Origin of the sequence: Psychrosphaera saromensis (assembly GCF_002954545.1) — a bacterium.
In the GTDB taxonomy this organism is placed as follows: Bacteria; Pseudomonadota; Gammaproteobacteria; order Enterobacterales; family Alteromonadaceae; genus Psychrosphaera; species Psychrosphaera saromensis.
In genome coordinates this window covers 2,172,986-2,187,234 of sequence record NZ_MSCH01000003.1, presented here as the reverse complement: position 1 = coordinate 2,187,234, position 14,249 = coordinate 2,172,986, and the positions used below count along the sequence as shown (strand labels likewise).

The 14,249-nt window shown below is 40.7% G+C and carries 11 protein-coding genes; 6 read left to right on the top strand and 5 right to left on the bottom strand.

The window, feature by feature from the left end; genetic code table 11:
- Positions 1 to 764: 764 nt before the first annotated feature.
- Positions 765 to 1,949 (bottom strand): acetyl-CoA C-acyltransferase, encoded by a 1,185-nt coding sequence (locus tag BTO11_RS09820; RefSeq protein WP_105052438.1) that lies wholly within the window; start codon positions 1,947 to 1,949, stop codon positions 765 to 767.
- 491 nt (positions 1,950 to 2,440) lie between these two features.
- Here BTO11_RS09820 and BTO11_RS09810 point away from each other — a divergent pair, with 491 nt between their 5' ends.
- The 6 genes from BTO11_RS09810 (at position 2,441) to BTO11_RS09785 (ending at position 9,620) form a co-directional block, all read left to right on the top strand.
- The gene (locus BTO11_RS09810; RefSeq protein WP_105052436.1) at positions 2,441 to 2,833 is read left to right on the top strand and encodes a MerR family transcriptional regulator; all 393 of its coding nucleotides are present in this window, start codon (positions 2,441 to 2,443) and stop codon (positions 2,831 to 2,833) included.
- A 35-nt stretch (positions 2,834 to 2,868) separates the two neighbouring features.
- A complete protein-coding gene (locus BTO11_RS09805; protein WP_105052435.1) occupies positions 2,869 to 4,038 on the top strand; it encodes an isovaleryl-CoA dehydrogenase in 1,170 nt (389 codons plus the stop codon).
- 90 nt (positions 4,039 to 4,128) lie between these two features.
- The gene (locus BTO11_RS09800) at positions 4,129 to 5,736 is read left to right on the top strand and encodes a carboxyl transferase domain-containing protein (RefSeq protein WP_105052434.1); all 1,608 of its coding nucleotides are present in this window, start codon (positions 4,129 to 4,131) and stop codon (positions 5,734 to 5,736) included.
- A 9-nt stretch (positions 5,737 to 5,745) separates the two neighbouring features.
- Positions 5,746 to 6,600, top strand: coding sequence for an enoyl-CoA hydratase/isomerase family protein (locus BTO11_RS09795; protein WP_105052433.1), 855 nt, complete (start codon positions 5,746 to 5,748; stop codon positions 6,598 to 6,600).
- A 1-nt stretch (position 6,601) separates the two neighbouring features.
- On the top strand, positions 6,602 to 8,686 hold the full coding sequence (locus tag BTO11_RS09790; protein ID WP_105052432.1) for an acetyl/propionyl/methylcrotonyl-CoA carboxylase subunit alpha: 2,085 nt from the start codon (positions 6,602 to 6,604) through the stop codon (positions 8,684 to 8,686).
- A gap of 1 nt (position 8,687) precedes the next feature.
- Positions 8,688 to 9,620 carry a hydroxymethylglutaryl-CoA lyase gene (locus BTO11_RS09785; RefSeq protein ID WP_280530438.1) on the top strand — a complete coding sequence of 311 codons (933 nt, stop codon included), beginning with the start codon at positions 8,688 to 8,690 and terminating at the stop codon, positions 9,618 to 9,620.
- Positions 9,621 to 9,727: 107 nt separating this feature from the next.
- Here the strand turns inward: BTO11_RS09785 and BTO11_RS09780 are convergent, their stop codons facing one another.
- From BTO11_RS09780 to BTO11_RS09765, 4 genes are all read right to left on the bottom strand, one after another.
- Positions 9,728 to 10,846 (bottom strand): beta-ketoacyl-ACP synthase III, encoded by a 1,119-nt coding sequence (locus BTO11_RS09780; RefSeq protein WP_105052431.1) that lies wholly within the window; start codon positions 10,844 to 10,846, stop codon positions 9,728 to 9,730.
- Positions 10,847 to 10,944: 98 nt separating this feature from the next.
- On the bottom strand, positions 10,945 to 12,051 hold the full coding sequence (locus BTO11_RS09775) for an RDD family protein (protein ID WP_229793307.1): 1,107 nt from the start codon (positions 12,049 to 12,051) through the stop codon (positions 10,945 to 10,947).
- A 35-nt stretch (positions 12,052 to 12,086) separates the two neighbouring features.
- Complete coding sequence (gene kdsA, locus BTO11_RS09770) at positions 12,087 to 12,947, bottom strand: 3-deoxy-8-phosphooctulonate synthase (protein WP_105052429.1); 861 nt, start codon at positions 12,945 to 12,947, stop codon at positions 12,087 to 12,089.
- A gap of 17 nt (positions 12,948 to 12,964) precedes the next feature.
- Positions 12,965 to 14,206: a DUF819 family protein gene (locus BTO11_RS09765; protein ID WP_105052428.1), complete on the bottom strand. Its 1,242-nt coding sequence runs from the start codon at positions 14,204 to 14,206 to the stop codon at positions 12,965 to 12,967.
- Between the last annotated feature and the right edge of the window lie 43 nt (positions 14,207 to 14,249).

The window sequence follows — 14,249 nt, the reverse complement described above, 5'->3', positions numbered from 1 at the left end:
TAAGCACTGCGTCATACTCAGCTATCTTGTGCTGAGTATGACGCAGTGCTTAAAAAATCAAATACTATAAATCAATAAATTAGAATTTTACCTATGTAGAAAGTAAGCATATTAGCGCTCACTTTTCCCACAAAAAACTGTATTTTTGGAGAAATACATTATAACTGTATATAAATACAGATAATTAATTATTTTATATTTTAGTGACACTATTCAACAAGATGCACTGCTTTTGCTTTTGTTTTTCGCTCTGCTTTACCTCCCGATTCAAATATCTGTATTAAATATAACTTTTCTCAAATCGAGCGGGCATGGATGCCCGATTGAGGAAAATGTTCAGGGACGAATGTTTTTCCGTATTTGAAGATAAAAGTTAGTATTTAATACAAATAGATATTTGGTGACGGGCGGCCTTTTTGGGTTACGTTTTTGGGCTGTTGCAAAAAGGTAACTTGCCGAGGGGCGAAACCTTAAAGTTCAAATAAATACGATGACAAAGTAATACGGCAAATAGAGAATTAAGCCTGCGCCTTTTTGGCTGTTGAAAAAGTATTGTTCACTTCATGGATGAAGGGATGTCATCAATACAGGGATGTTTACTTGATGACCGCCGAGAGGCGAAACCTTAAAGTTCAAATAAATACGATGACAAAGTAATAACATTAAAAATAAAAAAAAGACCAACTATGTTGGTCTCCTCTCTATTCATTAAATAGCTAATTTAAGCCATTCATAAACGCCAGTTTATAAACCAAAACCAAAAACTACAACATCTCTACAGCCATAGCCGTTGCCTCTCCACCACCAATACACAAAGACGCCAAACCTTTGTTTAAGCCACGGGTTTTAAGTGCATGTAAAAGCGTAACAATAATACGAGCACCAGATGCACCAAGTGGATGACCCAAGGCACATGCGCCGCCATTTACGTTTACTTTATCCGCAGGTAAGTTCATGTCTTTCATTGCCGCCATGGTTACCATGGCAAAGGCTTCGTTTATTTCAAACAAGTCTACGTCATTAGCTGTCCAACCCGCTTTGGCTAATGCTTTTTCCATCGCGCCAATTGGCGCTACCGTGAATTTTTCAGGCTCAATTGAGTTAGTGCTGTAACTTACAATTTTAGCCAGTGGAGTTAAGCCACGTTTTGCAGCTTCTGACTGCTTCATTAAGACTAATGCAGCTGCGCCATCACTAATTGATGATGAGTTTGCGGCGGTAATAGTGCCGTCTTTAGCAAAGGCTGGGCGTAAGGTTGGAATTTTATCCATTTTAGCGTTGCCCGGTTGTTCATCTACCGACACAACATAATCACCTTTACGTGATTTAACCGTCACAGGTGACACTTCGTTGTCAAAGTCGCCACTGGCAATTGCACCTTGTGCGCGAGTTAATGACTGTATTGCATAATTGTCTAGCTCTTCACGGGTAAAGTTAAATTCATCTGATGTGTCTTGCGCAAAACAGCCCATAGCTTTGCCTTGATAAGCATCTTCAAGACCGTCTAAGAACATATGATCCATTGCTTTACCATGACCCATACGCATACCACCACGGGCATTTGGTAACATATAAGGCGCATTTGACATACTTTCAAATCCACCAACAACCGCCACGTTAATAGACCCTGCTGTGATTGAATCGGCGGCCATCATGGTGGCTTTCATACCTGAGCCACATACTTTATTTATGGTGGTTGCACCGGCGGCTAAATGCACGCCCGCTTTAATCGCAGCTTGACGTGCAGGGGCTTGTCCTAAACCAGCTGGTAATACACAGCCCATAATAACTTCGTCAATGTCGTTGCCGGTAATGCCTGCTTTTTCTATTGCGGCAGCAATAGCGGTTGCACCAAGCTCCGGAGCGGCTAACGATGAAAGACTCCCCTGAAACCCACCTAACGGCGTACGTTGAGCCGAAACAATAACTATAGGATCTTGATTAGACATGATTAAAACCTCTGTTGAATTGGTGAATGTTTATTATTGTTATTAGTATTTTTTTAATTTTAAATTTCATATTACGGTAAATTAACAACTTACTCGATACTACCAAAGTCGCCCTAGCTCGCGACACGCATCTCTCAACCCGCATCTCGAAACTCGCGACTCGTAACTCGCATCTCGCATCTCGCATCTCGCATCTCGCAACTCGCATCTCGCATCTCGCATCTCGCAACTCGCAACTCGCAACTCGCAACTCGCGACTCGTAGCTCGTAGCTCGTAGCTTACGCCCATTGTCACCTGCCCAGTCAATTTATCAAACTGTTAGCGGTAACTGAGTAACAAGGAGCAATGTGCTTTGTGTTTCGTTTTTTTTACATTTTGCGTTTATTTACTATTACACAATGCTTAATGTAATGCTCGCACAGGTTTACGTTAACGTAAACTTACCCTATGATGAATTTCTACTGTTAGTAAACAGATTTAGGAATTACACATGGCAACTGACCAACCTATACAATTTAGTATTAGTGAGCTGGCCAAAGAGTTTGACATCACCACTCGCAGTATTCGGTTTTATGAAGACCAAGGTTTACTCGCGCCTGAGCGTAAAGGCCAAACTCGAATATACTCAGTCAAAGACAGAGTCAGACTTAAGCTGGTTTTACGGGGAAAGCGTTTAGGTTTTTCTTTGGCGGAAACCAAAACCATTTTTGACTTGTACGACACAGAAAAAACCGAACAACGTCAACTTGAAACTATGCTTGAGTTAATCGCCAGTAAAAAAGAAATTTTAGCCCAGCAGTTACTGGATATAACGTCTGTCATGGACGATTTGGAACAGCTAGAAAAGAACTGTAACGACACGTTAAAACAAATTAACGGTTAGTTAAATTAATAATAATTAAAATAAGAGACTCAATTATGATCAGCACATTCTCATCAATCAACTTTAATCTTGGCGAAACCGTAGACATGATCCGCGACCAAGTTAATGCCTTTGCCCGTGACGAAATTGCACCAAGAGCAGCGCAAATCGACATCGACAATGAATTTCCATCAGACTTATGGCGCAAATTTGGCGACATGGGTTTATTGGGCATGACGGTAGATGAGCAATATGGTGGTTCAGGTTTAGGCTATTTAGAGCATGTTGTCGCTATGCAAGAGATCAGCCGCGCGTCTGCGTCTGTTGGTTTGAGCTACGGCGCTATGTCTAACCTATGTTTAAACCAATTAAACAAAAACGGGACTCACGAACAAAAAGCCAAATACTTACCAAAACTTTGTACTGGTGAGCACGTTGGTGCATTAGCCATGTCAGAGCCAAATGCAGGTTCAGACGTCGTCAGCATGAAACTGAAAGCTGAGAAAAAAGGCGACAAGTACATTTTAAACGGCAACAAGATGTGGATCACTAATGGTCCAGACGCTAATGTCTTTATCATTTATGCCAAAACAGATACTTCTGCTGGCTCAAAAGGCATAACGGCATTTATTGTTGAACGTGACTTCCCTGGTTTTTCCCGCCACCAGAAACTGGATAAGTTAGGTATGCGTGGTTCTAATACCTGTGAATTAGTGTTCCAAGATTGTGAAGTCCCAGCTGAAAATATTCTCGGTGGTGAAGGCAAAGGCGTACGCGTATTAATGTCTGGTCTTGATTACGAACGTTTAGTGTTATCCGGTGGGCCACTAGGCATTATGGACGCGTGTATGGACTTAGTGGTTCCTTACATACATGACCGTAAACAATTTGGTCAGTCTATTGGTGAGTTCCAATTAATTCAGGGCAAAATTGCTGACATGTACACACAAATGAATGCCGCTAAGTCTTATGTATATTTGGTTGCGCAAGCCTGTGACCGTGGTGAAACCACTCGTAAAGATGCCGCTGGTGTTATTTTGTATTCTGCTGAACTAGCAACAAAAATGGCATTAGACGCCATTCAGTTATTAGGTGGTAATGGTTACATTAATGAATTCCCAGCTGGTCGTTTATTGCGTGATGCTAAGTTATATGAAATTGGCGCAGGTACATCTGAAATTCGTCGTATGTTGATTGGTCGTGAATTATTTAACGAATCAAAATAATTAAAACAATATACGTTTACTTTAATGACTATGTTTAGAACTGGCTTTTCACAACCAGTTCTAAAGGATTAAGAGTTAAGAAGAGATACCATGGCAAAGATAATAAGTAAGTTAAATCCACGCAGTGCAGACTTCATTGAGAATGCACAACACATGCAAACACAGGTTGATGACTTAAAAGCCAAGTTAGAAAAGATTAAACTTGGTGGTGGCGAGCGCAGCCGTGAACGTCATTTGTCTAGAGGTAAGTTATTACCTAGAGACCGCGTTGATCAATTGCTAGATAAAGGCTCACCGTTTTTAGAACTGTCACAACTAGCAGCTTATGAGGTGTATAAAGATGACGTGCCTGCTGCGGGTATTATTACCGGCATTGGGCGTGTTGGTGGTCAAGAATGTGTGATAGTTGCTAACGATGCCACTGTAAAAGGTGGTACTTATTATCCATTAACGGTTAAAAAACACTTAAGAGCACAAACCATTGCCCTTGAGAATAACTTGCCATGTATCTACTTGGTTGACTCTGGTGGTGCAAATCTACCAAATCAAGATGATGTCTTCCCAGACAAAGAACACTTTGGTCGTATCTTCTTTAATCAAGCGACCATGTCTGCACAAAACATTCCGCAAATTGCCGTAGTTATGGGCTCGTGTACTGCAGGTGGCGCTTATGTTCCAGCTATGGCAGATGAATCTATTATTGTAAAAGAACAAGGCACTATCTTCTTAGCAGGCCCGCCGTTAGTTAAAGCGGCAACGGGCGAAGTAGTTACAGCAGAAGAACTTGGTGGTGCCGATGTGCATTGCCGTACTTCTGGAGTGTCTGATCATCTAGCGCAAAACGACAATCACGCATTAGAAATAGCCAGAAGCGCGGTAGGTAATTTAAACCGTGTTAAACCTGTGCAGCTTAATATTAAAGAAGTCATTGCTCCGGATTATTCTGGCGAAGAGCTTTACGGCGTTATCCCAAAAGATCCACGTAAACCATTTGATATAAAAGAAGTGATTGCTCGTGTGGTTGATGGCAGTGAGTTTGACGAATTTAAAGCCTTGTACGGCTCTACATTAGTCTGTGGTTTTGCTCATATTTATGGTTACCCTGTTGGTATTGTGGCTAACAATGGCATTTTGTTTGGCGAGTCAGCTGAGAAAGGCGCGCACTTTGTTGAGCTTTGTGCCCAACGAAAAATACCCTTAGTTTTTTTACAGAACATAACTGGCTTCATGGTAGGTAAACAATATGAAGCAGGCGGTATTGCCAAACATGGTGCCAAGATGGTGACGGCTGTGGCTTGTGCCAAAGTCCCTAAGTTCACTATTTTAGTGGGTGGCAGTTATGGTGCTGGTAACTACGGTATGTGTGGCCGAGCCTTTGATCCACGTTTTTTATTCATGTGGCCAAATGCACGTATTTCAGTGATGGGTGGCGAGCAAGCTGCTGGCGTTTTGGCGCAAGTCACTCGCGATCAAAAAGAAAAACGTGGTGAGTCTTGGTCTGAGCAAGATGAAGCTGATTTTAAACAGCCGATTATTGATACTTATGAACACCAAGGTCATCCGTATTATGCCTCAGGGCGTTTATGGGACGACGGTATTATCGATCCTGCCGACACCAGACAAGTATTAGGGTTGGCAATTTCTGCATCATTAAACAAAACCATTGAGGATACCAAGTTTGGTATCTTTAGAATGTAGGGCAAGGCCATGACCATAAGAAAAGTGACTAAAGACTTATTCAGCGAAAAGAAAGACAGCGAGCAACCTAAGGTTTTGTGTACTGTAGATGAATTAGGTGTCGCCACCGTTACCCTTAACAATCCTGATAAACATAATGCATTTGATGATGACGTTATCGCTTTATTAACCACTATATTTTCTAATATTGCGGATAATCCAGATATTAGAGTCATGGTATTAACGTCCACAGGTAAAAGCTTTTGTGCCGGCGCTGACCTAGGTTGGATGAAACGCATGGCGGATTATTCTTATCAAGAAAACCTAGCGGACTCAAATGCCCTCGCCCGTTTATTTAACGTATTAAACTTTATGCCACAAGCAACCATAGTTCAGGTGCAAGGTGCGGCATTTGGTGGCGCACTTGGATTAGTAAGTTGTTGCGACATAGTGGTCGCAGCAAACAAAGCTAGTTTTTGTTTAAGTGAAGTTAAGCTGGGTTTAATTCCAGCGACTATTAGCCCATATGTGATAAACGCCATAGGCTTAAAAGCCGCAAGACGTTACTTTTTAACGGCTGAACGCTTTTTTGCTGACCAAGCAAAATCTATTGGCTTAGTTGATGAAGTGGTTGATATTAGCGAGCTTACTAGCACCACAAATGCTTTTGTTAATACCTTATTAGCGAACGGGCCAATGGCGGTTAAAGCTGCTAAAAAACTGGCTCTTGATGTGGCACACCAACCTATCGATGACAAGCTGATAGCTGATACGAGCGACAGAATAGCTTCTATTCGGGTATCTGATGAAGGCCAAGAGGGTCTAACGTCATTTTTTGAAAAACGTCCGGCCAATTGGCAATCATCTGACGTGAAGGATAACTAATATGTTTACTAAAATACTTATTGCCAACCGTGGTGAAATTGCATGTCGTGTTATCAAGACAGCAAGAGCTATGGGCATATTAACCGTAGCGGTTTACTCAGACGCTGACAAAAATGCCATGCATGTACAAATGGCCGACGAAGCGGTTTATTTAGGTGGTTCGCCATCTCGTGAAAGTTACTTGTTGTCACAAAAGGTGATTGACGCTGCCCTATTAACTGGCGCACAAGCTATCCATCCAGGTTATGGTTTTTTATCTGAGAATTCTGAATTTTGCCGTTTGTGTGAGCAAAACAACATAGTATTTATTGGTCCGCCGATTGGCGCCATTGAAGCTATGGGGTCTAAATCTGCAGCAAAAAACATTATGCAACAAGCTAATGTACCGTTAGTGCCTGGTTATCATGGTGACGACCAATCTATGGCGGTGATCAAACAAGCAGCTGATGATATGGGTTATCCTGTTTTATTAAAAGCAACCGCTGGAGGTGGTGGCAAAGGCATGCGTCAGGTTTGGAGTGAAAAAGAATTTAAGTCTGAGTTTGAAGCGGTAAAACGTGAAGCCTTGTCGTCATTTGGTGATGATCGCATGTTGGTTGAAAAATACTTAACCCAACCACGTCATGTTGAAATCCAAGTTTTCTGTGACAATCATGGCAATGCCGTTTATTTATTTGAACGTGACTGTTCTGTCCAGCGCAGGCATCAAAAAGTAATTGAAGAAGCGCCCGCATTTAACATGTCTCCTGAGTTACGTGCAAAAATGGGTGAGTCGGCCATAAAATCAGCTCAAGCTATTGGCTACCAAGGTGCGGGAACGGTTGAGTTTTTATTAGATATTGATGGTTCTTTCTATTTCATGGAAATGAATACTCGATTGCAAGTAGAGCATCCCGTCACTGAAATGATCACAGGGCAAGATTTAGTTGAATGGCAATTACGTGTAGCGGCTAATGAGACCTTACCGAAAACTCAACAAGAGTTAAGTATTCAGGGTCATGCTTTTGAAGCGCGTATTTACGCTGAAGATCCAGACAATGACTTTTTACCAGCGACTGGCCATTTACAGTTTTTACAAGCACCAGCAGAAAGTAAACACGTCCGCGTAGATACAGGTGTACGCCAAGGTGATGATGTTAGTGTGTTTTACGATCCTATGATTGCAAAGTTAATTGTATGGGATGAAAATCGTGAAAAAGCATTACAACGTTTAACGAAAGCGTTAATGGAATACCGTATACAAGGTGTGACGACTAACATCGACTTTTTACATAATTTAGCTAGCTGTGAAGCATTCAAAAATGAAGACATTGATACTGGTTTTATTGAAAAAAATCACGACGAGATTTTTAGTGCTAACACCTCAAAATCAAGCACTAATAAACAAACCATAACCAATCAAATAGCAATGGCCGCTTTTGCCTTGGTATTACAACAAGCAAACAAAGCCAACGCCCTTGCTGCAAAGAGCTCGGATGTGAATTCGCCTTGGCATAACAATAATGCCTGGCGTTTAAACCAGGATAATTTGCATACATTAACGTTGTCGCATGACGGTGTTGAATATCAAGTAAACCTTGAGCAACATACTAATGCCAAACACTCTTATACCATCACAACAAGTTCCAAATCGTTAGAAAGTAATGTTTACTCGTTTGAAGGCGAAGGCGAATTAGTTGATAACACCCTTAATTGTTTTATCGATGGGCTTCGTAGTAATACGACTGTGGTATTTACTGAGCAACAAGTTTGTTTGTATACCAAGCAAGGCGTATTCAACATCACTCAAGTGTTAGCTGATATGGGCGACTCGACTGACGATGCCACTGTCGGCGGTTTAACCGCACCAATGAACGGCACTATGGTCAGTGTATTAGTGAATGCGGGTGACAAAGTTGAAAAAGACCAAGCCTTAATGATCATGGAAGCTATGAAAATGGAACATGTGATCAAAGCACCAAGTAATGGTGTGGTAACTGGCTTGTTTTATAAAAACGGTGACATGGTTGATGGTGGCTCAGAGCTGCTAACTTTTGAAGTTGCTGATGTTGTAATAACAGAGAAAGAACAAAAAGTAGAGAGTTAACATGACAATCGACACCACAATCAAAGATCTATTAGCTAAACAAGTCATGACTAAACAGGTAAAAATCGTTGAAGTAGGTCCAAGAGATGGCTTACAAAACGAAGTGCCTGTCACACTTGAACATAAGGTCGCGTTAATTAACAGCTTGTCAAAAACTGGATTAAGCGTGATTGAGTCAGGTTCTTTTGTGTCACCTAAGTGGGTGCCGCAAATGGCAGGTTCGGCTGAAATTTACGCTTTAATTAATCAAATAAATGGCATTAACTACCCAGCTCTTACCCCCAATATGCAAGGTTACGAACTTGCCAAACAAGCGGGTGTAAAAGAAGTCGCTATTTTTGGCGCTGCCAGTGAGTCTTTTAGTCAGAAAAACATAAACTGCTCTATCGCTGAAAGCTTGCAACGCTTTGAACCTATCATGCAACAGGCTAAATTAGATGGCATTAAAGTCCGTGGTTACGTGTCTTGTGTATTAGGTTGCCCGTATGAGGGCGACATAGACGTATCTAAAGTGGCTGAAGTAGCTAAAACGCTGTATGACATGGGATGTTATGAAATCTCTTTAGGTGACACCATAGGCGTTGGTACGCCAGCCAAAGCACAAGCTATGTTAGCCGAAGTGGCAAAGCAAGTGCCCATTGAGCACTTAGCGGTTCATTTTCACGACACTTATGGCCAAGCTTTAGCAAACATTTATGCTTGTTTGCAATTAGGTGTCAGCGTAGTTGATTCTGCAGTAGCTGGCTTAGGCGGTTGTCCTTATGCAAAAGGCGCATCGGGTAATGTTGCCACTGAAGATGTGGTTTATATGTTAAACGGTCTCAACATTGAGCACGGTGTGGATTTAACTAAGCTGGCTCAAGCCGGTGCCAATATTTGTAAAGCTCTGGGCAAAACAACTAACTCTAAAGTGGCCACTGCCCTTTTGAGTTGATAACTAAGATCAAAAAAGCCGAGTAGATTATTTTATTAATTAACTGTATTAATTAAGCGCAAAATCTACTCGGCTTTCGTTTTTTACTTTAATGACTTTCTAGCTAATTAGACTTTCTCTAAGCTAATACAACCCACAGAATAACCTGCACCAAAGCTACATAAAATACCTTTATCGCCAGACTTAAAGTCATCTTGGTATTTGTGGAATGCCACTAAAGAACCAGCCGATGCGGTATTGGCATATTCATCTAATATCAAAGGCGCATCTAAAAACTCTGGCTCACGGCCTAATAGCTTTTTAGCTGCAAATAAATTCATATTGATATTAGCCTGGTGTAACCACATGCGTTTTACATCTGTTACTTGCCAGTTGTTTTCAGCTAAATGACTGGTAATGGTATTGGTCGCCAGTGGTAACAACTCTTTGAATACTTTACGCCCTTCTTGGAAGAAGAATGAATTGTCGTAGCTTAACTCGTCATAACAATGATCAACATAGCTGTGGCTACAACGAATGTTATTTGAAAATTGAGTAACCTGACTGGTATTTACAATTTTAAATTGATTGCTTGAGGTTGCCGCTTCTTGTTTTTCAATAACAAGTGCCATTGCAACATCACCAAAAATAAAGTGGCTGTCGCGGTTAGTATAATCTAACTGCGGCGTGGTAAATTCTGGGTTAACCACTAATACCGTATTAGCATTGCCTGACTGGATTGCATTGTAGGCATTAATAATAGCAAAAGTCGCTGTTGAACACGCTACGTTCATATCAAAACCAAAACCTGACGCACCTAATATTTGCTGAACTTCAACCGCCATAGACGGGTAAGAACGCTGCATATTAGAAGAACCTAGGATCACCATGTCGATGTCTGACGCTTGTTTGCCAGAATTAGCTAAGGCTTGCTTAGCAGCTTCAACGGCCATTAATACCATCTCAGGTGGTTCTTCAGGGGTATTCTTTGTCATAGTAGGATGCATAACATTAATGTCGGTTATGCCCTTTTTATGCATAACATAACGAGATTTAATGCCCGATGCTTTTTCTATAAATTCTACGCTAGAGCTTTTTTTCTCTTCTAACGTACCAGCTTCAATTTCAGCCTGGTGCTCTGTATTATATTTTTCTGCGTATGCATTTAATGCATCAACAAGTTCTTTATTTGATACTTTATGAGGAGGGGTAAATAGACCTGAACCCGAAATAACAACTGATGTCATGATGAAATCCCAAAATTTAAGAAGTGGTGCATTATGCAATTTTGCGCTAATAAAGTGCAAGTTTTTATGACACTTCACTATTTTTTAACATTAATACGCTACAAATCGCCTTTAATTACCACGGTTGCAGATATTTTATCTTGAATGGCTTGACGGTTTGAATCCCAATATATCTGGAAGAAACCTAATAAACCCGTAGCAAAACCAGCACCATAACCACCGTAACGACCAAACGAATCCCACGCTGACATATAAGTGCCATCCAGTTGAATAACTCGAATTCCCATTAAACGTTTACCGGGTGTTTGTCCGCGCCACAAAGCTGGAAAGGCAGTGAAATATAACGCAGCCCAACCAAAACCCAACCCTAGGTCAGAAACAATCCCTTTAGCAAATTCTAAAAGACTGTAAACCGGCTTTTCTGTTTTGTTAACTTTAGAGCTATCTGTTTTTTCATTACGAGCTTGATAGTATTTATTAGTTGAAGCAGTCGGTGCGTCTGGAGTTTGCCCTTCTAGAATTGAGGCATCTACTGTTGTCGTTTCTTGATCTGATTTTGTGGTTTCTAGAGCATTCTGATAATACTCGTACAACTCGGCAACATAATCTAGTCGCTCTTGCTCTGAATCCATAGACAGTGATGTAGAATTATCATCGATGAACTCATAAACCTCATCAGTTGGAGCATCGAGTTTTATTAATGCATCTAACATTTCTTCAACTAACGGGTGATAACAAGCACGGTCACAATCACCTTGCTCTAGTTTATTACTTAAAGATAAAGCCATAGCGCCAAACTTTATCGAATTGGTTAATGAGTCGACTGAGTTTACTTTGATTTCGGCGTTGCCTGTTCCTGCATTGCCTAATAGCTCATCATCGTTAAAGGTATTGTTTAAAATAACCAAAACGCTCACAAAAACCGTAAACCCGCCAATAAATCGCAGTAAGTAACGAGCAATTCGCCAACTTTTCTGCTCACTCTTCTTACCAAACTTGAATATAGAAAGACCCGCAGTAAATGCCCAAAATATAGCACTGACATGGGTAAGCATTAATACAAAAAATGCATCAATGACCATAGCAATTCCTCGTTGCAGAGGTTTTGCCAATGACTTTCCTAATAAGGCATCATCTACACCAAAAGCGATATCGGTAATGACATTTTTATCATCAGCTACTTCAATATTTGGTGTAGAGTCCATATTCATTCCAACTTTATCTATGACGAGTGTTTACTTTAATTTGCTGAAGTATCTAATGCTGGGAATGATTTTACTAAATCATCAATTTGTTTCATTTGCGTTAAGAAACCTTCCAGCTTTTCTAATGGTAATGCACAAGGGCCATCACACTTAGCTTCATTTGGATTTGGATGCGCTTCTATAAACAAGCCCGCAAGACCTAATGCCATACCAGCACGTGATAATTCAGCCACTTGAGCTCGACGACCATCAGCAGAATCAGCACGACCACCAGGACGTTGTAATGCATGAGTTGAGTCAAACATAACAGGTGCAAACTTTTTCATGTCATCCATGCCCAGCATATCAACAACTAAGTTGTTATAACCGAACTGTGAACCACGTTCACATAAAATAACTTTGTCGTTACCCGCTTCCATGAATTTACTAATAATATGACGCATTTCATGTGGTGCTAAAAACTGAGGTTTTTTCACGTTGATGATTGCATTGGTTTTGGCCATCGCTACTACTAAGTCTGTTTGACGAGCTAGAAATGCAGGTAATTGAATGATATCAACCACTTCTGCAACAGGAGCCGCTTGATAAGCTTCGTGCACGTCAGTAATGATAGGCAAATCAAATTGAGATTTAATTTCTTCAAAAATCTTTAAGCCTTCTTCCATACCTGGACCACGGTAAGATGATACAGATGAACGGTTTGCTTTATCAAAAGACGCTTTAAATACGTAAGGAATACCTAATTTTGTAGTGACTTCTTTATAATGCTCAGCAATTTTCATCGCCATGTCACGAGATTCAAGTACATTCATTCCGCCAAACAATACAAATGGCTTGTCATTAGCAAGCTCGATATTTGAACCAATTTGAATAGTTTGTTGATTTTTATTTGTCATTTTATTTCCAATAATTTTTAAGAAGCGATTGCTTGTAACACTAACCCACAGAACCATGCGGCATAAGTACCAACGGCATAACCCAACACAGCTAATAAAACACCAACAGGTGCTAATGCTGGATGGAATGCAGATGCAACAACCGGAGCCGATGCTGCTCCGCCGACATTTGCTTGGCTGCCAACAGCCATATAAAACAATGGTGCTTTAATTAGTTTTGCCACGATTAACATTAAACTTGCATGAACTAACATCCAAATCAAACCAAGCACAAAGAATTTAGGGGTATCAAATATCTGAGTAACATCCATGTGCAAACCAACGGTCGCGATTAAGATGTATAAAAATGCACTACCAAATTTAGACGCACCAGCGGCTTCTACTTTTCTTAATTTAGTGAAAGACAAGGCGATACCAATGGCACTGGCTATTATTATCATCCAGAAAAATTGGCTGTGGAAACTGTACTTTTCTAAGTTTGGATAATTGTTCACCATAAACGGTGTGATCAAGTCTGAACAAAAATGAGCAAAACCGGTAACACCAAAACCAATGGCGCAAATTAACATGATGTCATCTAATTTAGGTATACGAGCGTGTTTCTTCTCGAACTCTTCAACATTACTGCGTAATTCATTTAAAGCTCTAGTGTCAGCACCTGTACGTGCATCAATCTTTTTAGCATTACTAGCCAGTACTAATAAAACCGCCATCCAAATATTGGCGACAATAATATCAACCGTAACCATAGTGGAGAATATTTCATTACCAACACCATAAATTTCTTTCATGGCCGTTTGATTCGCTGTACCGCCGACCCAACTACCCGCAACCGTTGTCATTCCGCGCCAAACCGCATCAGGACCCGCGCCATTTAGTAATTCAGGGAAAAGGCTAGCCATAGTTAATAACGCGATAGGACCACCGATAACGATGCCCAATGTACCAGTGAAGAACAAAATTAACGCTTTAGGCCCTAATTTCATAATGGCAGGTAAATCAACACTAATGGTCAACAATACGATACAAGCTGGTAGTAAATAGCGAGATGCAACAAAATAGACTTGGGAGCTGTTACCGTCGACAATACCAAATGTATTTAACAATGAAGGCAGGAAGTAACACATTAAAACTGCAGGTACGACTTTATAGAACTTTTGCCAACCGCTATTTGTACTTTTACTCGTATAGAAAACGAAGCCCAATATAATAGCAAGCAAGCCTAGAACTGTGGCGTCATTAGTGATCAATGGCGTCATAAATCCCTCTTTTTATATGATTATTGTTTTTGTAAGTTACTAT